At 38.9% G+C, this 23106-nt stretch carries 21 protein-coding genes and 1 pseudogene; 16 read left to right on the top strand and 6 right to left on the bottom strand.

Features of this window, described 5'->3' with window-relative positions; all coding sequences use genetic code 11:
- Nucleotides 1-52: 52 nt before the first annotated feature.
- From AB1A03_RS09965 to AB1A03_RS09930, 8 genes are all read left to right on the top strand, one after another.
- Nucleotides 53-1039 carry a coproporphyrinogen III oxidase gene (locus AB1A03_RS09965; RefSeq protein WP_354624514.1) on the top strand — a complete coding sequence of 329 codons (987 nt, stop codon included), beginning with the start codon at nucleotides 53-55 and terminating at the stop codon, nucleotides 1037-1039.
- A 486-nt stretch (nucleotides 1040-1525) separates the two neighbouring features.
- Entirely contained in the window at nucleotides 1526-1780 is a 255-nt protein-coding gene (locus AB1A03_RS09960; RefSeq protein WP_354624513.1) for a hypothetical protein, read from the top strand.
- Nucleotides 1781-2126: 346 nt separating this feature from the next.
- Complete coding sequence (locus tag AB1A03_RS09955; RefSeq protein ID WP_354624512.1) at nucleotides 2127-2531, top strand: C-GCAxxG-C-C family protein; 405 nt, start codon at nucleotides 2127-2129, stop codon at nucleotides 2529-2531.
- Nucleotides 2532-2647: 116 nt separating this feature from the next.
- On the top strand, nucleotides 2648-3145 hold the full coding sequence (locus AB1A03_RS09950; protein WP_354624511.1) for a P-loop nucleotide/nucleoside kinase family protein: 498 nt from the start codon (nucleotides 2648-2650) through the stop codon (nucleotides 3143-3145).
- A gap of 81 nt (nucleotides 3146-3226) precedes the next feature.
- Nucleotides 3227-3775, top strand: coding sequence for a hypothetical protein (locus AB1A03_RS09945; protein WP_354624510.1), 549 nt, complete (start codon nucleotides 3227-3229; stop codon nucleotides 3773-3775).
- A 230-nt stretch (nucleotides 3776-4005) separates the two neighbouring features.
- Complete coding sequence (locus AB1A03_RS09940) at nucleotides 4006-5538, top strand: transposase (RefSeq protein ID WP_354623034.1); 1533 nt, start codon at nucleotides 4006-4008, stop codon at nucleotides 5536-5538.
- Between the two features lie 215 nt (nucleotides 5539-5753).
- Nucleotides 5754-6062 carry a hypothetical protein gene (locus AB1A03_RS09935; protein WP_354624509.1) on the top strand — a complete coding sequence of 103 codons (309 nt, stop codon included), beginning with the start codon at nucleotides 5754-5756 and terminating at the stop codon, nucleotides 6060-6062.
- 118 nt (nucleotides 6063-6180) lie between these two features.
- Nucleotides 6181-6546 (top strand): hypothetical protein, encoded by a 366-nt coding sequence (locus AB1A03_RS09930; protein WP_354624508.1) that lies wholly within the window; start codon nucleotides 6181-6183, stop codon nucleotides 6544-6546.
- Nucleotides 6547-6820: 274 nt separating this feature from the next.
- Here AB1A03_RS09930 and AB1A03_RS09925 read toward each other — a convergent pair whose 3' ends face one another.
- Nucleotides 6821-7870 carry an IS91 family transposase gene (locus AB1A03_RS09925; RefSeq protein ID WP_354624507.1) on the bottom strand — a complete coding sequence of 350 codons (1050 nt, stop codon included), beginning with the start codon at nucleotides 7868-7870 and terminating at the stop codon, nucleotides 6821-6823.
- A complete protein-coding gene (locus tag AB1A03_RS09920) occupies nucleotides 7867-8754 on the bottom strand; it encodes a tyrosine-type recombinase/integrase (RefSeq protein WP_354624506.1) in 888 nt (295 codons plus the stop codon). Before AB1A03_RS09920 ends, AB1A03_RS09925 begins: the two co-directional genes overlap by 4 nt.
- 796 nt (nucleotides 8755-9550) lie before the next feature.
- Between AB1A03_RS09920 and AB1A03_RS09915 the strand changes: the two genes are divergently transcribed.
- The 3 genes from AB1A03_RS09915 to AB1A03_RS09905 all read left to right on the top strand — a co-directional run bounded on the left by AB1A03_RS09915 (nucleotide 9551) and on the right by AB1A03_RS09905 (nucleotide 13164).
- Nucleotides 9551-10546, top strand: a complete 996-nt coding sequence (locus tag AB1A03_RS09915; protein WP_354624505.1) for a hypothetical protein — start codon at nucleotides 9551-9553, stop codon at nucleotides 10544-10546.
- Nucleotides 10547-11272: 726 nt separating this feature from the next.
- Nucleotides 11273-12106: a substrate-binding periplasmic protein gene (locus AB1A03_RS09910; protein ID WP_354624504.1), complete on the top strand. Its 834-nt coding sequence runs from the start codon at nucleotides 11273-11275 to the stop codon at nucleotides 12104-12106.
- A 461-nt stretch (nucleotides 12107-12567) separates the two neighbouring features.
- Nucleotides 12568-13164 (top strand): glutathione S-transferase family protein, encoded by a 597-nt coding sequence (locus tag AB1A03_RS09905; protein WP_354624503.1) that lies wholly within the window; start codon nucleotides 12568-12570, stop codon nucleotides 13162-13164.
- 272 nt (nucleotides 13165-13436) lie between these two features.
- On the opposite strand, the gene AB1A03_RS09900 is transcribed toward AB1A03_RS09905, so the two are convergent.
- Nucleotides 13437-13733, bottom strand: coding sequence for a hypothetical protein (locus AB1A03_RS09900; protein WP_354624502.1), 297 nt, complete (start codon nucleotides 13731-13733; stop codon nucleotides 13437-13439).
- 297 nt (nucleotides 13734-14030) lie between these two features.
- Between AB1A03_RS09900 and AB1A03_RS09895 the strand changes: the two genes are divergently transcribed.
- Nucleotides 14031-14837 carry a Cof-type HAD-IIB family hydrolase gene (locus AB1A03_RS09895; protein WP_354624501.1) on the top strand — a complete coding sequence of 269 codons (807 nt, stop codon included), beginning with the start codon at nucleotides 14031-14033 and terminating at the stop codon, nucleotides 14835-14837.
- A 71-nt stretch (nucleotides 14838-14908) separates the two neighbouring features.
- Here AB1A03_RS09895 and AB1A03_RS09890 read toward each other — a convergent pair whose 3' ends face one another.
- On the bottom strand, nucleotides 14909-16588 hold the full coding sequence (locus tag AB1A03_RS09890) for a hypothetical protein (protein WP_354624500.1): 1680 nt from the start codon (nucleotides 16586-16588) through the stop codon (nucleotides 14909-14911).
- A gap of 215 nt (nucleotides 16589-16803) precedes the next feature.
- Here AB1A03_RS09890 and AB1A03_RS09885 point away from each other — a divergent pair, with 215 nt between their 5' ends.
- Both AB1A03_RS09885 and AB1A03_RS09880 read left to right on the top strand, forming a co-directional pair.
- The gene (locus AB1A03_RS09885) at nucleotides 16804-17265 is read left to right on the top strand and encodes a GNAT family N-acetyltransferase (RefSeq protein WP_354624499.1); all 462 of its coding nucleotides are present in this window, start codon (nucleotides 16804-16806) and stop codon (nucleotides 17263-17265) included.
- Between the two features lie 194 nt (nucleotides 17266-17459).
- Nucleotides 17460-18979, top strand: a pseudogene (locus tag AB1A03_RS09880) (carbon-nitrogen hydrolase family protein).
- Nucleotides 18980-19074: 95 nt separating this feature from the next.
- On the opposite strand, the gene punC reads toward AB1A03_RS09880, so the two are convergent.
- Nucleotides 19075-20286 (bottom strand): purine nucleoside transporter PunC, encoded by a 1212-nt coding sequence (punC, locus tag AB1A03_RS09875; protein ID WP_354624498.1) that lies wholly within the window; start codon nucleotides 20284-20286, stop codon nucleotides 19075-19077.
- Nucleotides 20287-20387: 101 nt separating this feature from the next.
- On the opposite strand from punC, the gene punR reads away from it, so the two are divergent.
- Nucleotides 20388-21290 carry a DNA-binding transcriptional activator PunR gene (gene punR, locus AB1A03_RS09870; RefSeq protein WP_354624497.1) on the top strand — a complete coding sequence of 301 codons (903 nt, stop codon included), beginning with the start codon at nucleotides 20388-20390 and terminating at the stop codon, nucleotides 21288-21290.
- A gap of 41 nt (nucleotides 21291-21331) precedes the next feature.
- Here the strand turns inward: punR and AB1A03_RS09865 are convergent, their stop codons facing one another.
- A complete protein-coding gene (locus AB1A03_RS09865; RefSeq protein WP_354624496.1) occupies nucleotides 21332-21841 on the bottom strand; it encodes a MerR family transcriptional regulator in 510 nt (169 codons plus the stop codon).
- Between the two features lie 182 nt (nucleotides 21842-22023).
- On the opposite strand from AB1A03_RS09865, the gene arsB reads away from it, so the two are divergent.
- Nucleotides 22024-23100 carry an ACR3 family arsenite efflux transporter gene (arsB, locus tag AB1A03_RS09860; RefSeq protein WP_354624495.1) on the top strand — a complete coding sequence of 359 codons (1077 nt, stop codon included), beginning with the start codon at nucleotides 22024-22026 and terminating at the stop codon, nucleotides 23098-23100.
- Nucleotides 23101-23106 lie beyond the last annotated feature (6 nt).

Raw genomic sequence — 23106 nt, 5'->3', positions numbered from 1 at the left:
TTCAGTGTAGTGCAGTATCACTACAGCGCAAGTTTACAGATAGGATAAAAATATGAAGATAGCGATAAAATCACCACGTGCAATCGCTGCAATGGAGATGTTAACGGCTTTGCAACAGCTATTTGTAAAACAATTACATACGATTGAGTGTAACAAAAAGCAACATAGCCAAGTAATAGAATGGCTGCGAGATAATGGTTTGCATGGTGGTGGAATGCGCGTGCAGTTTATAGAATCCTCTGCATTTAACCGTGCCTCCCTTAATATTTCACAAGTTCATTATGATGACCTGTCACAAAAATCATTCTCATCGGCAACGGCGCTCTCCGTGATCATTCATCCTCATCATCCATTAGCCCCGTCCATGCACATGCATATTAGTTGGAGCGAATTTAGAGATGGTAAAGGGAGTTGGCGGATCATGGCTGATCTCAATCCCGCAATCGTTGATTTAGCAGATAAGGCTTATTTTGAGAAAATATTACAACGTGTCAGCGGCGATCTTTATCAGCAAGGTAGAGAATTAGCGCAACGTTATTTTACGATTCCTGCCTTGGGATGCACACGAGGCGTGAGTCATTTTTACTTAGAAGGATTTATCGCCAATGATGACCAACAAGCGCTTTTTCCCCAGCAATTTGGTGAAGCGGTGATCAATGGTTACTGCCATCTATTAAAAAATAAACTCCAGCAAGTTGGGCAACCTTCTGCGGAAGAGTTACAGGCACAACTTAATTACCATACTCTCTATTTTTACCAAGTGTTAACCTTGGACAAAGGTACGACGACGGGGTTATTAGTACATGATCAGAATGATTTAGGGGTATTAGCTTCCTTACCCGCAGCGATCAATCGGACACTATTGAGTGATTGGGTAACAAAAACAGCAGAGCCGCAGAAACAACTGCTTACCAAATTGCTAAATATACTCGAACCTCATGAAACGGTGGTCATTACAGAACAAGTAAAATTAGCGATTGCAGCGCAACTACGTGCACATTATAAAGATCATGAACAGACTAAATATTTAATCAAGTAAAAGTGTATAGGTGGCGCTGAGTTTTACGTCACCGTGCAGGTTATATTTGTTAACATTCTCATTTACTTTATAAATTAGACAGTTAGGGGATTATTTTCAAAAGGTGATAGGTGGCGTAGTCATACCTATCTCAGAAAGCGTTATGCTACAAATCAGTCTTAACCAATTGAATTTAAATGTTATTTTTCTGTTTTTTAGCGTTTTAAAAAATGAGATAAGTGGCACTGAGTTTTACGTCACCGTGCAGGTTATATTTATTAACATTCTAATTTGCTATATAAATTAGTGGGTTATGGCATTATTTCAAAAGGTGATAGGTGGCAGTGTCATACCTATCTCAAATCAAAGTTTTTACAAATAGTTAGCGAACTGATTGATTAAATGATGATTAATAGATATTGTGATGATCATTTTAAATAAGATAAGTGGCGCGGTGCATTACATCATGATGCCACTTATAAAGCTGTTAAGTTTTTCGGAGTTCTTATGACAATTCAAATCACCACTCAAAAAGTAGACACTTGGAAAAAGAGAATACAAAAAAGTGGATTGAAAGGGTCTACATATTTTTGTCAGCAAGCATCTAAAGTTTGGGTTTCTGCGTCACAAGATCATCAAGGTATATGTCTCAGTGTTCTCGGAAAAGATTCGGGAACAAGTTCTTTAGCTAGTTACCTTAGATGGGATGATGTTAAAGCAGTAGATTTGGTGGAACTACTATATCAAATTGAGCAAGGTTAATTATGCCTTACCTAATTGCTTTTATTGTTTTTTGTTGTCTTGCCTATTTTTTTCTAGTACCTGTTGCTACTTGGGCTTTTGCAACAATTGTTGGAGTGCTCATGTATTTACTTAGTAAAATTACTTGGGTTTTAGCAATTGTTGCGGTTGTTTTTACACTTCTGAGATTAGCAAGTTGACCAAAACTTAACAAGGCACTTAAACGGAACTAAAACAGTGGGTTACGTTTCGCTTCGCTACACATTTTAACCCACTATTTTAGTCCGCTTAGTGCGGCGTTAGGTATTTAGGAGGTGTTCATTCATGGATGATTCTCAAAAAGTTAGAATGTTAGCGGAGTCAAATTTTGAAGGCGGCCTCTTATGTGCAGAAAGCGTCGTATCAGCTTTGGCAGAATCTGGGGGTTGATAGTAAATTAATCTCAAAAACCGCGACTGCATTTTGCAGTGGGATGTCTCGAACTTGCGGACCTTGTGGTGCCCTTACAGGTGCTGTAATGGGAGTAAGCCTTTCGCTAGGGAGAGACTCGGTAAATGACAATGTTTCGAGTTCATACGATGCCACCCAAGAACTTGTTAAGAAATTTGAAAAGGAGTTTGGCGCTAAAGATTGTCATAAGTTGCTAGGTTGTGATCTTGGTACTGAGCATGGTATGGAAAAGTTTAGATCTCTGGGTCTTCGAAAAAACTGTTCCAGCTATACTGGAAAGGCAGCAGAATTTGCAGTGCAAGTCTTGGCAAAAAACACCTAACAAATTCTTGCACCATCTGCCCTATAAGTCCTGGGCTACGCCCAGCCGGGCAAGGACTCAAAACCGCTGCGCGTTTTTTCGCCGGTGAAGAAAAACGTTAGGCTTTAGGAGAAACCATGGGCAATCTCGGAACATTACATTTCCTTATTGGAAAAATGGGTGCTGGTAAAACAACTTACTCAACAACCTTTGCTTCTGAAAGTAATGTGGTATTAATTTCTGAAGACGAGTGGCTTACTAAGCTTTACCCCGATGAAATCAATGATTTCGATGATTTTGTAGTAAGGCACCATAAACTACTTGATGTCCTAGCTCCGCACGTTCAACAGATATTGAAGGCAGGCAGTTCTGTGGTTTTAGACTTTCCAGCAAACACTATTGATTCTCGCAAATGGTACTTAGACGTTGCCAATGCGGTAAATGCACCACATCGAGCAATTTATTTGAAAGTGTCAAACGAAAAGTGTTTAGAGCAAATTTCTAAAAGACGCATAGAGCAACCGGAAAGAGCAAAATACGATACTCCTGAAATGTTTGAAACAGTTAACCAGTATTTTGAAGAGCCTTTAGATTCAGAAGGAGTAAACATACATGTCGTCACTCAGTCAGCCTAACAAAAACAGGCACGCTCGCCCTGCGGGCTGGACTCGTTTCACTCGCCCGTGCTGTAAACGTTAGCTGTCAAGCAGAGGTTTATGAATATAATTTTAGTCACAGATATCTTCGGTAAAACACCTGCTTTAGTAAAGCTAAGTGAAGAGCTCAATGCAAAGGTTATTGTCGATCCTTATGGTGGGGTCGATATGGCTTTTAAAGATGAAACAGAAGCATATTCTTACTTCATGGAGAATATTGGGTTTGAAGATTATTTGTCAATATTACTAAAAATGACGGAATCAATAACTTCTGCTAGCACCTTAATTGGTTTTAGTATTGGGGCTTCTATAATTTGGAAGTTATCTGAAAAGCTGTCGGTTAAAAATGTAAATCGTGCAATTTGCTACTATGGTTCTCAAATTCGAAATTTTAAAGAAGTGAGTCCACTGTTTGAAGTTGAGTTGATTTTTCCCAAAAAAGAGTTTCATTTTGATGTGCTAGAACTACAAAATGAGCTATCTAGAAAGAAAAATGTAAATACTACAAAAGTAGATTACTTGCATGGTTTTATGAATTTATATTCAATTAATTACAATCAATTCGCTTATAATGAACAGCTAAATTGGTTGCGAATAAATGCCAGCTAACAAGTTAATCAACTGGACGCATTACGGTTGTCGCGGTTTTTGCTAAAACAAAAAGCGGCAAAAACAGCACCAACCTACACGCCAGTTATTAAGGCGTTGAGGCTGTAGAATTTCTCCAAAAAGACCGTTTTTACGTTGTTTTTCATTTAATGAAAATTGTATAAAAAATGTACTTGCATGCGCTGATCGGCTGTGATCTAATAGTTATTATTCGCTCAGAGTGAAACGTCATGGCTAATTACAAACCAGACCTATCTTGTCAAAGTAAATTCATCCCGATTGACTTTGCACAGCAAATTCTCCCCGGTACATTTGAGTACGCACTTTCCCATATCGTTGATAAGCACCTTGATTTAAGCACCTTTGATGATTGGTACAATAATGACAATGGCGGTGCAGCTGCTTATCCACCTTCTGTTATGCTAAAAATCATCTTGTTCGGTTACTCTCGTGGCCTTGTTAGTAGTCGCCGTATCGCAGACGCGTGTGAGCGTAATATCACCTTCATGAGTTTATCGGGTGATGTACAGCCACATTACACGTCAATCGCCAACTTTATCTCCAAAATGAAAGATAAAATCGAGCCGCTTTTTACCCAAGTCTTAATGATATGCGATAAAGAAGGGTTGATAGGTCGTCACATGTTTGCGATTGATGGTTGCAAGATAAGCAGCAATGCGAGTAAAGAGTGGAGTGGTACATTTGCAGAGCTTGAACGCAAACAACGCAAGTTGCAACGTGCTAGCCAACGCATTATTGCAAGACATCAGGCACAAGACGGTCTTAATGAAGATGAACGCCAACATGACCTAAAACAGAAACAAAAATTAGATGAAAGTGCCAATAAAATTAGTGCGTTCCTTGCGAGTAATAAAGAGAAAATAGGTAGTCGAAATAAACCAGTAAAAAGCAATATCACCGACCCAGATAGCGCCAAGATGACCACCAGTAAAGGGACGATTCAAGGTTATAACGGTATTGCTATCAATGATGATAAACACCAAATCATAGTGCAAGCGCAGGCATGGGGCTCGGTAGGTGAGCAGCAGACATTGAAGCCCGCGGTTAAGCAGTTGCAAGAACAACTTACGAAGCTAGGTACACCCGATACCTTTAAAGATGCCAAGTTCAGTGCTGACAGTGGTTTCCACAGTGAAGTGAACCTTGAGTTCATGGCCACGACAGGGTTAGATACTTATATAGCAGATACCGCATTTAGAAGCCGCAATCCTTTATTCCAAACCAGTCAAACCTATCAAACAGAACAAGAAAAACGGCGATTAAAACGCAGTAAAGGCAGAGCGCGACTATTTACTAGTCACGATTTTTACTTTGATGAAACGGTCTCAAGTTGCCGCTGCCCAGCAGGTAATGAAATGTGGTTAAGTGTTAAAAATGTTGAAACGGCAGGTCGGCAATACGTTCGTTTCTCAGGTTATTTAAAGGATTGCCGGGCCTGCGTACTACAAAAGCAATGCATGCGCAACGCGCCGACTAAACAAGGCAGACAAGTCCAGTTTGAAATCAATAAAAGCACCAAACCTATATCTTATAGCGATAAAATGCGGGTGAAAATAGACAGTAGCCCCGGACGGCGACAATACAGTAAACGGTTAGGTGCAATAGAGCCGGTATTTGGCAATATTACGGTCAATAAAGGGATGAATAAATTCACGCTGCGCGGGCAAGAGAAAGTGAATGCGCAATGGCAGATGTACTGTTTAGTGCATAATATTGAGAAGTTAAAAAACAGCCTGCATTAACCCAAGGGCGATGCCTTAACATCGAATACCCCCGCCTAATTAAGCCAATTCAGCGATATATCACTCAATTTAATCAGTCAGTTATTAAAAACAGAATATTTAATTGAATATCAATAAATTATGAATTATTGTGTTTTTTATTTAAAATAATCAGGCTGAAAATGAGAAATTCTACAGCCTCGTTATACCACTAATTATAAATAATGGAGTTCCAAATGGCATCAATGACACATCAACAAAGAGCACAGCACTATTTTGAACGATTGCTTAAGGCTGGAAATCGCAAAGCTGAGTTAGAACGTATCTTAAATGATTTAAATGGGTTGGTGTTCGCAAGTACAAACAAGCCATTAGATAAAGATACAAAGAATAAAATATTAGATGAATTGGAAAAGCTTGTTAAAAGTACTCCAGCTTTTGAAGATATTGATGAATCTCGGATTTATACTAACGTCCAGAAAAGTACTAGTGCATCGGATAATAGTGAAATTCTTGATGTAATTAGTGCTATGAAGGATCAATGAATATAAATGTAAGCGATATCATTGCTTCTATCAGTCTAATTGTTTCAATTGGAGCAGTATATTATCAAGCTCTAAAGCTAATTCTATAGCTCAAGATAATTTAAATTTGCAATTTGGCATGGTAGAACTGGAAATGAGGCAGGCTATCGAAAATGCCAAATCTAAAGTTAATGAAATAAATATTATTATGGCGCCATTAATAGCTAAACAAGATGCTGGTAACATTGATGATGAGGGAGAATTTACTCTAAAATCTTATAGCAAAAGTTTCAACGCTGCTGTGCAAACGTTAATGAATACATATGATGACGCTTGCTCTAAATACATCGATAATAAAGTTGATAAAAATAGATTTAAGAAAAACTATAAATACGAAATAAGAAACCTATTGGAAAATAAAGAGTTAAAGGAATATTTTGATCCTCTAACATCAAGGTATAAGCCAATTTTGAATGTTTATACCGAATGGGAAAATTCAGAGTAAAGTGGTATAACAAACAAGAATAGGTGTTGCGCAGCCGACACCTTATTCGGGTGTTGAACAAGCCCGATCGGGAATTGCTTCTCTTTATAGTAAATAGTGGATTTTGCTGAAGGCTAAATTTAATTTGTCACTTTTCTTTAGGCGAGTTTCGCTAATATACAATTGATAGTTCAATTATATCAATCTGTTATCTTTTTTGGTTGAATGCCAATACACCTCTTTTTATTCGCTTTCTGTTATGAATTCTTCGTAGAAGATCACGCGTGATAACACGCTAATTTCTCAGTCGCTTTATACCTACAAAACTCATTTCATGCTGACAACATGGGCAGATGTAGACGGTTTTTTTTCGTTTTGGTGTTATTGCCACCGTGCTTAAATGACTCCCTAGTATCAGCATGATTTGCAAGCGAAGTTGTTTAGCATTACCTCTCAAGAAACCGTAATCACGAACGCGCTGCAGGCCTTTTGGTAATACATGTTGTAAGATTAACCATAAGAATTTAAGTACGGGTAATGTTCGCTTTTTGATAATATCTGTTCCTCCTTCTTTATATCTAAAGGTCACTGTTTTTTCGCTGACATTAATAATGTCTTTATCGGGTAACACGCCACGGTACAGGTAACGAGATAAATACTGGAATGATGACAAACCAAATCCGACCTTGCGACAATCAACGACCCATTTTTTAGCAATATCATTGGGCATAGCTAACTCGGGGTGGTGATTGATTGCATCAATCACTCTTGCTCGCCATACCTTGGCGAGTGCCAATTCATTAAAGAGATATTTCTTATCATTTTTATGCCACTGCTTGTTCGTTGCATCATAGCTTCCACTGGGCACGATGATATGTAGATGAGGATGACATTCTCTTTTACGATTATGTGTGTGTAATACGCTGGTAAAACCTAAGTCACCTTTATTCTGTCGTGAGGCAAAGTCTTTTAATATGTTTGATGTTACTTGAAACATCAATTTATATAGCGCCTTCGGTTTTTTATGAGCAAGGGCTCTAAATTGATAGGGTAAGGTAAACGTGACCATAAAATAGTGCACAGGTAGTAATTTATTAGTTTGTTTGGCTAGCCAATTCGATGTGGTTTGATGCAAACATTGTGGGCAACTTCGGTTTCCACAGGATGCGGGATGTTGTTGGTCATGCTGACAGTGTCCGCAGTGCCATTGTGTGGTGCGGGTTGTATCATTTTTACAGTGCAACATATCGGTAATGGCGCGGCGAATATCTTGATTTAATAATCCACCATATTGTTGCTCTAGTTGCTCATGGTAGCGTTCAAGTAATGCAATAAATTGGCTCATAAAGCCTCCCATTGAATCGGTAATTTATCGGTTAGTTGGTTAAGGGCTGCCACATTGTCTTTTTGTTTAAGCGTGGTGAGTTGTGTGTATTTTGCTGTGGTATTGAGGCTATGATGGCCTAATAATATTTGCAGAGAGCGTAGGTCAATACCTTGCTCTAACAAGTGTGTTGCAAAGCAATGTCGCAGTGAATGTGGACTTATATTTTTCTTAATCCCTAACTCAGCCATTACTTTCTTCAAGGCTTTTTGGACGCTTCCTTTATCCATGGGTACATGTTTGTTTTGACCAAAACGAGGAAATAATAAGACCGGGTGACGGTGTGTATTCCAGTAACAGCGCAAAGCCTGTAAGGTTCGTTTGGGAAGGGGGATTAAGCAATCTTTCCCGCCTTTTCCCTCACGGATATGAACTTGCATAGTTTGGCTATCAATGTCGTTGACGGTTAAATGAAGGGCTTCACCTAACCGTAATCCCATGCTGTACAGGACAAGAAAAAACACCTGATAGCGTAAAGCACGCGTCGCGCTAATTAACATGCCAACCTGCTTGTTGGTGATGACATCAGGAATGCGTTTTACTTGTGGTGGTTTGACAATATTTAACCATTCCCACTGGCGTTCAAGGGTATGCTTGTAGAAAAACTGCAACCCATTACGGTCTAATTTGATGGTACTCCAAGAGTGAGTTTGAATGAGTTGCGCAAAGTAGCATTTCAAATCAGCTTTAGTGAGGGTGTCAGGTGTGCGGTCAAAAAAAGTAGTTATCCTACGCACAGCACGAGAATAAGCATCAATAGTGGCAGGTCTCATGCCCTGTAATGCTAAGTTGGTCAAGTGTTGTTGATATAAAAGGTTAAAGTGTTTTTGTTCTGAGGTGTTCATCGCTTATACTCCTATTAGACATCACCGAAAAGTGATGCAAATATAAGTATGCGTGTTGGTTCATATTTTGTTTTTCTGCCGCACAGCGGCTTCGTTCAACAAGTTGCTTAAACGGAACTAAAACAGTGGGTTATGCTCCGCTTCGCTCCACATTATAACCCACAATTTTAGTCCGCTTAGCAAGGCGTTAAATTTCGCTCCGCATTATGAAATGTAGAAATTATAAATTGGTTGGTTTGGTGTTTTACACGATCCAATCCTGAGCGAGTTTGCTAATTGGCTTTCTGAATCGTAGTTGGAAGTGGGGCAATATTTAGGTTGAGTTTGTGCTAAACGGGCTTGCTTAATTCACCTTGTTTTTCAATTTTATGATTTAAGTTTTGTTGTTTGCAGTTGGGCTACTTCGTTGATTTAAAGCTGTTTTAAATCAACATTTTTTGTTTCAAGTTACAACAAAATCAAGCATCAAGTGTCTTGTAGGCGAAGAGCAAACAAGTCGCTAAAAATTAACAAGGCAATTAAATCGGACGCATAACGGCTGTCGCGATTTTTGCTAAAACAAAAAGCAGCAAAAATAGCGCCAACCTATGCGCCGTTTATTGCAGCGTTATATTTTTCTTGGGTAACACCAATTTTCCCATACAGGTAGGTTAAGTTGAGAGATTGTTTTAAGGGTTTTTACAACCCAACAGAGGATTTACTCACACTAGTGCAGGACACCCATACCTTTTTGACTAAATTGAATATTGTACCTACTATATAAACAGTGTTTTTGTTTACAGTTGTGGGGTTTGGTATGACACAATCACGTGCTTCGTTAATTTCTCTTGTGGACACACCTTATTATCATTGCATTTCTCGATGTGTTCGCCGTGCATTTTTGTGTGGCGAAGATAATTACAGCGGTAAAAACTATTCACATCGCCGGCAATGGATGGTCGATCGCATTCGGCAATTAAGTGATATCTTTGCCATTGATGTTTGCGCTTATTCGATTATGTCTAATCACTATCACCTTGTTTTACATGCTAATGAAGCCGAGATTAGCGCCTGTAGCGATGAAGAAGTTTGCCGACGTTGGTATCAACTTTATTCCGGCTCAGAAATAGTTTCGCGATGGCGCAAAGGGGAGCTGACTTGCGCAGGTCAAATAGAGGTGGCGCTTGAGATAATCAGCAAATGGCGTCATCGCCTGCTTGATATCTCTTGGTTCATGCGCGCGTTAAATGAATTTATTGCCCGCAAAGCGAACGCCGAAGATAACTGTAAAGGGCGTTTTTGGGAAGGGCGCTTTAAGTCGCAAGCATTGCTTGATGAAAAAGCACTTTTAACTTGCATGGCTTATGTTGATTTAAACCCCGTGCGGGCAAAAATGTCAGAGAGTGTGGAAACATCGGAATTTACGTCCATATTTGAGCGTATCCACAGTAAATGTAGTCACGATGAAGCGTTGCATTGCCATGATAACAGTAAACCCTTATTTGGTTTTGTAGCGGCAGAATGTGATGCGCCCCACGAAGGTATTCCCTATGCCTTGCTCGATTATTTAGAGCTTGTTGATTGGACTGGGCGAGCGATTCGAGAGGATAAGCGCGGCGTGATTTCGAGCCAACTGCCAAGCTTATTAAGTACCCTTGGTTTAGAGAGTGACACGTGGTTAGCCTTAGCCGTGAGTTTTGGTAAAGATTACCATGGTGCAGTGGGCTCACTTGAAGAGCTTGCCTTGTTTGCCGAACACACTGGTCGCTGTTGGGTATCTGGGCAAAACAAACTAAGTTGTATGTTGCATTAACTCCCCCATCATTTATTTTTTATTAACTATTAACTATTAACTATTAACTATTAACTATTAACTATTAACTATTAACTATTAACTATTAACTATTAACTATTAACGCTTCGTTAAGGGTGTTTTATGCGTTGATTTTAATAAAACAGATTGAATTCAGTATCAAGTGCTGGAATTTAACTATTTAATTACAGCAAAGCGCTGATTAAGCTTATTTTTAAAAAGAATGGCTATTATATTTTTATAAATTAAAAGATATGGATGTCCTCGTTTGTTTCGGGCAAAACAAACTAAGTTGTATGCTGCATTAACTCCCAATCATTTGTTTTTTATTAACTATTAGCGCTTCGTTAAGGAGGCTCTGTGCGTTGATTTTAATAAAACTTGTTTAAACAGATTGAATTGAGTATCAAGTGCGGGAATTTAACTATTTAATTACAGCAAAGCGCTGATTAAGATTATTTTTAAAAAGAATGGCTATTATATTTTCATAAATGAAAAGATATGGATGTCCTCGTTTGAGTCTGTCGTTTGAGTCTATTAAGCCAATTCAGCGATGTATCACTCAATTTAATCAGTCAGTTATTAAAAACAGAATATTTAATTGAATATCAACAAATTGTGAATTATGGTTTATTTTGGATTTAAAATAATCAGGCTGAAAATGAGCTATTCTATAGCTTCGTTATTAGTGTGTATTTAACTTATTGAAAATTGGATATACAAATAATGGTGAGATTTATTTTCATTTTATTGTTCTTGAGCCTACCGACATGTGCGTCTGAGATTGTTAAAAAGAAAGTCACGCTTGTATATGAAGTAAAAGCGAATCCTCCATTTTATTTCGGAGAGGGGAGTAATATTGATTGGAAAAAACCTGGAATTACGTTAGAACTTTTAAAGTTGTTAGAAAAAAAATTCAGTATCAAAATTGAGTTTAAACGTAGACCTTGGGCTAGGGGGCTTAAGGAAGTGCAAGCGAACGTAGTTGACGGGATTTTTCACGCTAGCTTCAAACCTGAACGTTTGCAAATAGGTGTGTACCCCATGAAAAATGGTCTGCCTGATGGTAGCAGGAAAATTATGTCTCAGTCGTATTTCCTGTATAAATACAAAAACTCTCCTTTACAATGGGACGGTAAAGAAATAACAAACCTTAATGGCGAAATTGGTGCGGTAAGGGGATATGCCATTGTTGGAACGATAAAAGCACTCGGAGTTCAAGTTCATGAAGTTAGATCACAATTTAATGGACTAAAGATGCTTAAAGCGGGAAGGATTGCTGCTTGGGCAGATATAGAAACGATGGCCGATTTTCAGATGAAATTACATCCTGAGGAGTTTAAATATATTATCAAAGTATTCCCTCCTTTCATGCAAGTCGATTACTACTTGATGTTCTCTCATCAATTCGTGCAAGATAATCCTGAACTATCTGAAGCGATATGGGACACTATTAGAGAACTTCGAGATTCATCGCAATATGAGTTAATTGTTGATAAATATTTTCAACCTGAAGTTCACTATGCAGGTAAATCAAGACCAGATCAGATAGTTTGGTAGCATGGGGATCGAGCATTACTAGACTTCCAAACCTTTTTGACTAAATTGAATATCATTTAAAAAGAATAGCTATTATATTTTTATAAATGAAAAGGTATGGATGTCCCCGTTCTACCCCCGTTCTACCCTACCCTTCTACCGTTCTACGCCCGTTCTGTGTTTAAATCGCATCCTAGTATCAGCAATATTTGAAGGCGAAGTTGTTTGGCATTGCCCTTTAAAAAGCCGTAATTACGGACGCGTTGTAGGCATTTTGGTAATACATGTTCTAGATTTATTCGTCTTGACAACGAGTGAGCGTCAATATATGTCCCCGTTCTAGTTCTATTAATCAGTCAGTTTATAAAAACAGAATATTTAGTTGAATACCAACAAATTATGAATTATTGTGTTTTTTATTTAAAATAATCAGGCTGAAATGAGAAATTCTACAGCCTCGTTGCATGTTAAAGGAGAAATAAGTGAAAATTTATGGGGATATCCAATCTGGAAATTGTTACAAAATAAAATTGCTTACTTCTTTACTTGGCATCGAGCATGAGTGGATTGAAGTAAATATTCTCAAGGATGAAACACATACAGTCGAATTTCTTAAGAAAAACCCTAATGCCAAAATTCCTGTTTTAGAGTTAGATGATGGAAGATGCTTATCTGAATCAAATGCAATATTAAATTATTTGGCTTCTGGGACAGATCTGCTTTCCTGTGTTCCATTTGAATATGCAAAAATTCAACAATGGCAATTTTTTGAACAATACAGCCATGAACCATTTATTGCTGTAGCAAGATATATAGCCAAATATTTAGGCTTACCCGATGATAGAAAAATGGACTATGAGTCTAAGCAAGAAGGTGGGCACAAAGCCTTACGCGTTATGGAACAGCAATTGCAGAAAACACCTTACCTTGCCGGAAATAAATTAAGCACAGCCGACATTTCACTTTATGGCTATACCCATGTTGCTGATGAAGGTGGCTTTGATTTAGATGAGTATCCTGCAATTATGCGTTGGATAAATCTTATTCAATCAGAGCCAAAATACATAGGCATGGAGTAATAGACGTGTAACAAATCAAAGCACGCGTACTTGGAAAAGCTGTCACCTTTTTTGTTTCAAAAAAGCCACCAACTTTCCCAAGCCGTTGTTTGAAGCGTTAACTGCCATTAATAGAGTTTGCCTGAGTTACGATATGATGAGTTTTAATCCAGAAACATAACAGCCGACACCTTAATCGGCTGTTGAACAGGCCCAAGCGAGTATCTGCTTATCAATTCAGACTAAATCTGACATGTCGACTTGAAAAGTTGAGAGTTACCCGTTGTGCATCTTTATAGTGAAGATATTGGTATGTTGTTAATCTCTAGCCAAGTATCGATATCTGGTGCCGTTATTGACAGTAATAAATGTTGTTCTTTGGTTGTTATTATCTTGATGCTATATGCCCGCAACCCTTTTAATTGTATTTTTTTAGTATCAATATGTTTATGCAAATAAGGGCAACGATTACATGGTAAACAGCAAACTGTAGCAACGTCACACCGCACTGCATCCTTAAGGTCGTTAATGAGCTCTTTTGCAGATAATTCGGTGTAATGTAAAAACCTTGTTTTGAAATTCGTTACCACGATTATTCCTTTCAGCAAAGTGAAAATAGTTACAAGAGAGTTAGCAATGAAAGTATAGGTAAATAATTATTATCTGCACAAAATAAATGCTTATCCTATGTTACTTTAATGTGTTTTTTACTGACTTTACATTTTCTAGTGCCTTGGGCATATTGTAGAAAAACGTTATTTTAAATACTTTAAAAATCACTAAAAACTAATCATTAAAATGAGCCTTTATTGTGGTTCTATTGATTGAATAAATTATGTTATGCTCAATTTTTCCTCCTCTCCAGTACAAGCAAAACGAGAATTTATATGTATAAAATTGCAGCATCAGATCTTGATGGTACGCTACTCACTTCCGATCATAAAATATCCCCATTTACTAAAAACATATTAACGCAATTACATAATCAGGGGGTTGACTTCATTTTTGCAACAGGTCGTCATCATATCGATGTTGCTCATATGAGAGAACAATTAGGTATTCCTGCATTTATGATCACCTCAAATGGTGCCTGTGTTCATGATTGCGATAATCAAATCGTTTTTAAGCAAAATTTATCCGAGAATATTGTTGCCGATGTCATCGAAATGATTAAAGGCGATGAAGATATCCACGTTAATTTATACCGCAGTGATGATTGGTTAATTAGCAAGGATGAAACCAAAAAGTCTGCCGTGGGAGACCATTTTCCCTACAAACTATTTGATATTGAAAATCCACCATTAACTGATATCGCTAAAATATTTATCACGAGAGAAGATAGAGATCATGATAAGTTAGTAATGTGGGAAGATAAAATTAAAGCTAAATTTGCTGACCAAGCCAATATTGCCTTTTCTACGCCTTACTGTTTAGAAGTGATGGATTTGGGGGTGTCAAAGGGACATGCACTTGATGCCATTGCAAAAATGAAGGGTTATCAATTACGAGATTGTATTGCTTTTGGTGATGGGATGAATGACTTTGAAATGCTCTCTATGGCAGGAAAAGGATTGGTGATGGGCGGTGCGCATCATAAAGTTAAATCAGCTTTACCTGATAATGAAGTGATCGGTGATTGCGATGATGAAGCCGTGGCCCATTATCTATCTAAATACCTGCTTAAGTCATTTTAATCATGCACGGTTAATCGATATTAAATGGTAACGGATAAGCCAATAAAGCGGAATTTAATCCGCTTTATTTTTTAATCGTCGTAGGGGCCATTGTGGCAATCATAACAGCTGATTGGATGGCCCGCTGAAAAGTTTTTATCTCCCCATTCCTCTGTCATAAAACTACGTGCAGAAAATGTTTTAGAGAGGAATGAACCTCTGAAATCTGCCCCATGGCACTCTGCGCAGCTCTGAGTATTATGCTCTGCATATTCCTTATGTTCATCCACCCAACGTTGTCCAATACTGTGCATTCCATGTGGACCTTGGTTAGTTGTCCATGGTGGCGTAGCGTGGCATACCGTACACTCCGCAATGGTTCCACTGTGCCCCTGAAGCGCAATACTTTGCAGGTTATCCTCTTCATGACTGCTTGGGTAAATCGCGTGGGTTGAACCATGGCATGCAGAACATTGCATCTCGCCATGGCCACGGCTAAAGCGATACAGATTGCTGCCAACCAGTGGCGTGTTGTCGTTGGTGGCAAAGCGTTTATCCAATGCTGGGCGTAGTGTACCTGCGTCATCGATAACGGCTGTCGTATGGCGCATACCAGCTTGGTGGCAAGATTGACAGTCGGGTTCATCGAACCAACCATTGCGCCCATGTTGGCCAACAGCGCTCATATTGCCGTGGCAACTTTGACATTCAATCAATGGGCTGCCATCGGGGGCTTTGGCTTTGCCCATTGCTCCGCGTAGGCATTCGGTGGTTGCACCCGGATGGCAGGCGTAACAGCTGTCGCGATTATTGTCATCATTCAAGGTTAAACTGCTTTTTGGTAAGGTGACATTAGCGTGTAAAGCATGCAAAGCCGTTGTTAATGGTGGAATACCATTAAATCCATTGGTGCCTAATGCATTAGATTGATGGCAGATGGCACAAAGAATCGGGGTGCCTTGAATCGCCGTTTCATATAAAGAGCTGCTGTAGTGATAGCCATTTGCTTGCAGTGCTTGCAAGTAATGACTGATATCATGTTTATCATCATGGCGTCTAAGAATGTTAAGTTTGAAATCTTTGAGTGGATTGGCATTGTTCACCCACCCATTTTTTGGCGTTGCATTAATATGAGTATTTGACGCATGGCACTGCTGGCAATCCATTTCATCACTAACAGGCAGCACCACCTGTGCGGTGGCTAAAAGGTTGCCGACAACATCTCTAGCCACCACTTTCACCATCGGATAGTAGTTTTTTTTGCCATTGTCATCATAGTTCATAATAGGAATGCCATCAGCTTCCCACCACGCATGTTGATTATTGTAGGCGAGCGGTTGTGGTGCAGTGCTTGGGGTCATATTGCCAGCTAAACCTATATTATCATTGAGTTTCACAGCAAAGAGTTGTAGTGCGTAATCCCAAAAATTGGTTTTACTGGCACTTTCTGTGTTGAGGTCGCCTGCAAGGCTTGGGGCTGATTGGTAAGTTATTGTGACACCGGAGGTAACATGTTTATCGATGTTGCCCTCTTTGAGAATAAGCTGCGCTTTGAGATCATTGTAAGGAGGGAGAATAGAGAATACCGAATAATCTTTTCCGTCGACGCAGTGCATACCCAGATCGTTCCAAGCTAACAGAGTGTAGTTATCTGTTTTAATCGGTGGTATGTCGCCATTATCACCACCTGAATCATCACTTGTTGATGAACCGCCACCACAACCAAATAAAGTGGTGAGTGTAATAGAAACAGCTAAGATGAGTTTTTTCATTGTACTTTTTCCTTGTATTTTTTAAGCGATTTAATCGCTTCGATAAAATACAGAACTCATTTTATTGTAGTTCAACTTATAAAAAGTGATAAGCTCATAGCGTTCCGCTGGGCGTGATTGATAGTAGCCTCTGCGTTTTATAAAACCGCTATCGCTGTATAGTTATCTCAATTGTTATTATGAGTTATGGTGGAAAATTTAATTGGAAGAATATAATGGCAACATGGTATGTGAAACATTTTGATGAGTTAACGGTAGATCAACTTTACGATATTTTAAAATTAAGAGTTGATGTTTTTGTCGTTGAACAGCGCTGTTATTATCCTGATATTGATGATTTAGATAGGGATGCCCAGACAAAGCATCTGTTTTATTATATTGATGGTAAAATTGCGGCTTATCTTCGCGTGTTGGCCATGGGAACAACCTACGCCGACTGCATTTCACTCGGTCGAATTGTGGTTGCACCTGAATTTAGAGGCCGAGGGGTAGGGAATCAATTGCTACAAGAAGGTTTAAAAATATGCCTGCAACAATTTAAAGGGCAACCCCTTAAAATATCTGCGCAACAACATCTTGAAAAATTTTATACTGCACATCATTTTATGACTGTATCCGATTGCTATCTGGAAGATAATATCCCTCATATTGCAATGCTATACCAACAGGTAAAGTGAAATAGATCCACCTGTCGAGCTGGCATATCGTAGGGCAAGGAAAAAAGATCCCAGCACCGTTGTTATAAAATATTTATGCAGTTTTTTGTCGTTATTAATCGCTAATTCCTTATATAATCTGTCTTTAATTATTGATGCAGCGATGTTAAATTGAAAAGTAGTGATCTTTTGTCATTATAAAATAGGGTTTTGGGATGCAAAATATAGAAAATGTCGAATTAAAATTATTGAGTCTTGATGATTATCAGGAATTAAAAGACGCTATGATTGAGGCCTATAGCAGCCTGGTGAATCCCTATTGGGAAGAGCATCAAATCGAGTCGTTAATTAGTAAATTTCCAGAAGGGCAAGTGGTTATTAAAGTTAATGACCAAATCGCAGGTTGTGCATTATCCATTCAAATTGATTATGACGACTTTGATGATGCGCACACCTATAATGATATTACTGGCAACGACACTTTTAATACACATACCCCCGATGGTGATACCTTGTATGGTATCGATGTCTTTATAAAATCAGAGTTTCGCGGTTTACGGTTGGGGAGACGCCTTTACGACTATCGCAAAGAGCTTTGTGAAAGATTAAATTTAAAGGGGATAACTTTTGGTGGACGCATTCCAAATTATCATAAATATGCCGATAAAATTTCACCCAAGGAATATATCGACAAGGTAAAGCGTAAAGAAATCCATGATCCCGTACTGAACTTTCAAGTTTCTAATGATTTTCATCCTGCTAAAATATTAAAGGGCTACCTTGAAGGGGATACGGGATCGAATGATTACGCTGTACTATTAAAGTGGAATAATATTTATTATGAAAAACCAAGTAAAAAAGCGGCTCCAGATAAAAAACTGGTGCGTCTTGGTTTAATACAGTGGCAAATGCGTCCCTATAAAGATCTCGATGAATCGATGCAGCAAGCAGAATATTTTATTGATGCGGTGGCTGGCTATCGTTCCGACTTTGCACTATTCCCTGAGTTTTTCAATGCCCCATTAATGGCAGAAAACAACCATATTAGTGAGCCTCAGGCCATTCGAGAATTAGCTAAATATACGGAAACCATAGTACAAAAATTTACCGATTAGCGATTAGTTACAACATCAATATTATTACTGGCAGTATGCCTGAGATCGTTGACGATAGGCTTTATAATGTCGGCTACCTTTGTAAACGCGATGGTACAAAAGAGCGTTTTGAAAAACTTCATGTTACCCCCGATGAAGCGAAAGTATGGGGAATGGATGGAGGCACTCAGCTTAAAGCCTTTGATACTGACTGTGGTAAAATTGGTGTGCTTATCTGTTACGATTCCGAATTCCCAGAGTTAAGTCGAATTTTGGCCGATGAAGGGATGGATATCCTTTTTGTACCATTTTTAACCGACACGCAAAATGGCTATTCTCGTGTTCGAACATGTGCACATGCGCGTGCCATTGAGAATGAATGTTATGTCGCCATTGCCGGGGGCGTTGGTAATTTGCCTAAAGTACATAATATGGATATTCAATATGCACAATCCGCTGTATTTACACCCTGTGATTTTGCTTTTCCTGCTAATGGCATAAAAGCGGAAGCGACGCCCAATACAGAAATGATACTAATTGCCGATGTGGATATTTATCTGCTTCGAGAGCTTCATGAATTTGGTAGTGTAAAAAATCTACAGGACCGTCGCCATGATATTTATCAGTTAAATAAATGTTAAATTTCGTGCATCGCTATTTGCGTCAATCACACGTCTATTTTTGATGTGTCGTGAGTCCTTACCATTGTTCATCTAATAGTAAGGACTCCTATTGATTAAAGTGCAGTGGCCAATTCACCTTCACTGAATTTTATGCGCTTGCTTAATTGATAACCGATCACAAAAACAATTGCGGCCGCGGACATCACCAGCGTTATTGCTATTAATCCCTGTACTGCGAAGGCGGCAACAATCGCACTGCTGATAAAGCAGAACATCGTTTGCAAAAAGTTTAATAAGCCTGCTGCTGTGGCACTGCAGGATTTAAAACCCGCCAAGGCTTGATTAATAATAATTGGGTATATTGCACCATTGGCAACCGCCACTAAGCAAAATGGTAATAAAATTGGCCAAATCGTGGTTATTTTAAGCGTTAACGAAAAAGTAAGTAAGATTAATACGGCACTGATTAATAGCAATAAAGCGTAGGGTAACACCTGTTTACCAGTAAAACGGTTAAGCAGAGCCCGGCAACCATATCCACCAATAATAAATCCGATAGTTTGGGGAATAAAACTAAGTGCAATCTCTTTAGCTGAATACCCCATTGCGTTCATTAAGAATGGTGAGCCCGTTAAATAGGCAAAAAATATCGCTGATGATGCACCAAACATGAGCATATTGCCGATGAATTGTCGCGAACTGAATATCTCTTGGTAATCATTTTTTAATTGAGTTAGTAGTTTGCTGGATTTACTACTATCTCTTTGGACGCTCTCTTTTTCTTTGCTAGCCATCACCGCTAATAAAGCGCCAAGTGCAACGAGCGTTAAAAAGATGCTGCGCCAGCCGTAGCTGTTTTCTAATACAACACCGACCAGTGGCGCGAGTGCTGGAGATAATGCAACGAGGGGCATGATGGTCGCAAAAACACGCTCTGAAGTTTGTCCCTGATAGCGATCGATAACGATAGCTTGCCAGATAACCGCGGCACTACAAGCACCTAAAGCTTGAAAAAAACGTGCCACTAAAAACCACTGTACGTTGCTAACGTAGGCACAGAAAAGAGAAGCTACACTGAATAAAACCATCCCTGCAATTAAGACTTTAATGCGTCCTAATCTGTCGGAGAGTGGACCATAAATTAATTGGCCACATGCCATGCCCAATAGAAATATTGTTAAAGATAAGCCAATTAACTTTTCAGAGGTGGCGAAATCTTGCTGTATGACGCTAAATGCCGGTAAATACATATCGGTAGCTAAAAATCCTAACATGCTTAAGCAAGCAAACCAGGTTAAGGTGATTTTGGACGGCGATTGATTCATGGTTTTCTCATGCAATTAATAAAAGAGTGCAGTTTAATGGTGGTTTTATTATCTGTGAAACGCTAATATTTGAACATTGCTTTCAAAATATTTGATTTGATATGTTTTCTTATAATGATCTAAAGGTAATTGATGTGGTTGCCCGCCGAGGTAGCTTTTCTGGTGCCGCGGAAGAAATGCACAAAGTACCAAGTGCAATTAGTTATACCGTGCGTGCGATAGAAGATCGTTTAGCGGTGAATTTATTTGTTCGATTGCATCGAGAAGTACAACTTACTAAGGCGGGCATTTACTTTGTTGAACAAGCGCGAGAGTTGCTTAAGCAGATGGATGATATTCGTTTACAAACACAACGTGTTGCCAATGGTTGGACAGCAAATGTTTCAATTGCATTAGATAATGTTGTACGAGAAAGTCGCGTCTCGAAAATGGTGGGGGATTTTTATCGACAATTTCCCGATGTCGAACTACATCTATCCATGGAAGTTTTTAATGGTGTATGGGATGCGCTTGCCGATGGGCGTGCTGATATCGCCATTGGTGCGACGATGGCAATTCCCGTGGGAGGCTCCTTTGCACATCGAGATATGGGATCATTAACGTGGAAATTTGTTGTATCAAAAAATCATCCCTTAGCTCAAATAGAAGATAAGCTATCTGTGCAGCAGTTGATTGAGTTTCCTGCGATCTGCTTAGAAGATACCTCGCGTACTTTACCAAAACGCGTTACTTGGCTAATGGATAATCAGCGCCGAATTATGGTGCCTAATTGGTATAGTGCACTGCAATGTTTGCGTGATGCGTTAGGGATTTGTCTATTGCCATCACATATCGCCATTCCCTTTTTACAATCTGGTGAATTAGTTGAGAAACAGTTGCAACAACCTCCACACCTTAGCCCCTGCTGCTTAGCATGGAACACTGAAACTATCAGTCCCGCAGCGCAGTGGTTATTAGATTATTTAGGTGATAGCGATCAATTGCACCAAGAGTGGTTGTCTTAACGTTAATCTATTATTGCCACATCCTTGCGGCAATATTAAGCTTACAGCGCTCTGATTTTAGTAATTTCTTGCTGCGATATGGCTAGAGACTCGAGGAATTTTTGGTGTTCCTGTGGCTCTAGTTGTTCAAATTTTTGATGCCATCTAATCATGTCATCTTCGCTAAAACCTGCTGCAACCATTATTTCTACCCAGCGTTCTTTATTCACCATTTTTTCCTCTATTAAGTTAGGCGTTTGTAATAACAGCACAATTGCCTTTTGTTGTGCTTTAAGGTTTTGAATTTCTTGTTCTAATTCATTGAAATGATCCTTTAATATCTGAGATTGTGATTTATCATTTTGTGCTAACAAGGTACGAATACTGGCAATAGACAAACCGTAGGATTGATAAGAGATAATTGCTTTTATTCGTAAAATTTCTTTCTCGCCATACCAGCGATAGCCATTTTCAGAACGATAAGCTGGCGCTAGGAGTTTCTCTTTTTCGTAGTACAAAATAGTTGTTCTAGAAATGGCAAATTGTTTCGCAAGTTGAGTGACAGTAAACATAAGTACCTCCTGTTTTGAACTGCTTCTACCTTAAACCCTATAGCTATAGACGGGTCAATGATATCATTGTAATCTTTATGAAAAATTTTGTGGTTATATAGTTACTTATAAAATCGACGCATATACTTAAGTGATGAGTAAAATCCTATAGGGTAGTTACTGAAATAATTGAGGTCATTAAGATGGCAGAAAAAAAATTATCAATTTTTGAACGTTATTTGACCATATGGGTCGTGTTTTGTATTGCCGCGGGTATTTTTTTGGGAAAGAGCGCACCGAGTGTTGCCAATACCCTAAATGAATGGTCAATTTATCAGGTATCCATTCCTATTGCAGTATGTCTCTTTTTTATGATGTATCCGATTATGGTGAAAATAGATTTTGCGCAGGTAGTTAAATCTGCAAAAACACCAAAGCCAGTTATGCTTACGTTATTTATTAATTGGGCAATTAAACCATTTACCATGTTTGCGATCTCCTATCTTTTTTTAGGCTATTTATTCAGAGATTTTCTACCCGGGACGGAAATTTTGGCCAATGGCGAAGAAGTGGATCTATGGCGCAGTTACATTGCGGGCACTATTTTGCTTGGGATCGCGCCATGTACCGCGATGGTATTAATGTGGGGTAATTTAGCAAAGGGAAATGATGGATTAACCTTGGTGATGGTTGCGATTAATTCGCTGATGATGCTGTTACTTTATGGGCCATTAGGCACTCTCTTGCTGAATGTAAATTCAATGCCAGTACCTTGGGAAACGATGACGCTTTCCGTGTTAATTTACGTTGCAATACCTTTGCTCGCTGGCTATTTTTCGAGAAAATTAATTCTTAAATATAAGGGAATAGATTGGTTCAACGAAAAATTTCTTGGTTGGTTAACGCCCGTTAGTATTACCGCGTTATTGATCACCTTGGTTCTGTTGTTTTCCTTTAAAGGGGAAATTATTGTTGCCAATCCATTAACTATTCTCTGGATAGCTATTCCATTGTTATTACAAACTCTCTTTATCTTTGCGCTAGGATATTTTCTTTTATCTAGGTGGTTCAAACTCTCATATCAAGATGCTGCACCAGTGTCGCTGATCGGTGCCTCCAATCACTTTGAAGTTGCGATTGCGACGGCTGTTATCCTCTTTGGGTTGTCTTCAGGGGCTGCATTGGCGACCGTAGTGGGGGTGTTGATTGAAGTGCCCTTGATGTTAATGCTGGTTTATTTATGTAAAAGAAGCGCATATCTATTTGCTAATAATGATTAAGAAGCA

The organism is Psychromonas sp. MME2 (genome assembly GCF_040566515.1).
Classification (GTDB): Bacteria; Pseudomonadota; Gammaproteobacteria; order Enterobacterales; family Psychromonadaceae; genus Psychromonas.
This window is presented reverse-complemented; position numbering and strand designations above follow the sequence as displayed.

What these genes read in the sequence shown, in the direction of transcription:
- AB1A03_RS09965 (WP_354624514.1), top strand. Translation starts at nt 53, where the DNA reads ATGAAGATAGCGATAAAATCACCACGTGCAATCGCTGCAATGGAGATG.
- AB1A03_RS09960 (WP_354624513.1), top strand. Translation starts at nt 1,526, where the DNA reads ATGACAATTCAAATCACCACTCAAAAAGTAGACACTTGGAAAAAGAGA.
- AB1A03_RS09950 (WP_354624511.1), top strand. Translation starts at nt 2,648, where the DNA reads ATGGGCAATCTCGGAACATTACATTTCCTTATTGGAAAAATGGGTGCT.
- AB1A03_RS09945 (WP_354624510.1), top strand. Translation starts at nt 3,227, where the DNA reads ATGAATATAATTTTAGTCACAGATATCTTCGGTAAAACACCTGCTTTA.
- AB1A03_RS09940 (WP_354623034.1), top strand. Translation starts at nt 4,006, where the DNA reads ATGGCTAATTACAAACCAGACCTATCTTGTCAAAGTAAATTCATCCCG.
- AB1A03_RS09935 (WP_354624509.1), top strand. Translation starts at nt 5,754, where the DNA reads ATGGCATCAATGACACATCAACAAAGAGCACAGCACTATTTTGAACGA.
- AB1A03_RS09930 (WP_354624508.1), top strand. Translation starts at nt 6,181, where the DNA reads ATGGTAGAACTGGAAATGAGGCAGGCTATCGAAAATGCCAAATCTAAA.
- AB1A03_RS09925 (WP_354624507.1), bottom strand. Translation starts at nt 7,870, where the DNA reads ATGAGCCAATTTATTGCATTACTTGAACGCTACCATGAGCAACTAGAG.
- AB1A03_RS09920 (WP_354624506.1), bottom strand. Translation starts at nt 8,754, where the DNA reads ATGAACACCTCAGAACAAAAACACTTTAACCTTTTATATCAACAACAC.
- AB1A03_RS09915 (WP_354624505.1), top strand. Translation starts at nt 9,551, where the DNA reads ATGACACAATCACGTGCTTCGTTAATTTCTCTTGTGGACACACCTTAT.
- AB1A03_RS09910 (WP_354624504.1), top strand. Translation starts at nt 11,273, where the DNA reads ATGGTGAGATTTATTTTCATTTTATTGTTCTTGAGCCTACCGACATGT.
- AB1A03_RS09895 (WP_354624501.1), top strand. Translation starts at nt 14,031, where the DNA reads ATGTATAAAATTGCAGCATCAGATCTTGATGGTACGCTACTCACTTCC.
- AB1A03_RS09890 (WP_354624500.1), bottom strand. Translation starts at nt 16,588, where the DNA reads ATGAAAAAACTCATCTTAGCTGTTTCTATTACACTCACCACTTTATTT.
- AB1A03_RS09885 (WP_354624499.1), top strand. Translation starts at nt 16,804, where the DNA reads ATGGCAACATGGTATGTGAAACATTTTGATGAGTTAACGGTAGATCAA.
- punC (WP_354624498.1), bottom strand. Translation starts at nt 20,286, where the DNA reads ATGAATCAATCGCCGTCCAAAATCACCTTAACCTGGTTTGCTTGCTTA.
- punR (WP_354624497.1), top strand. Translation starts at nt 20,388, where the DNA reads ATGTTTTCTTATAATGATCTAAAGGTAATTGATGTGGTTGCCCGCCGA.
- AB1A03_RS09865 (WP_354624496.1), bottom strand. Translation starts at nt 21,841, where the DNA reads ATGTTTACTGTCACTCAACTTGCGAAACAATTTGCCATTTCTAGAACA.
- arsB (WP_354624495.1), top strand. Translation starts at nt 22,024, where the DNA reads ATGGCAGAAAAAAAATTATCAATTTTTGAACGTTATTTGACCATATGG.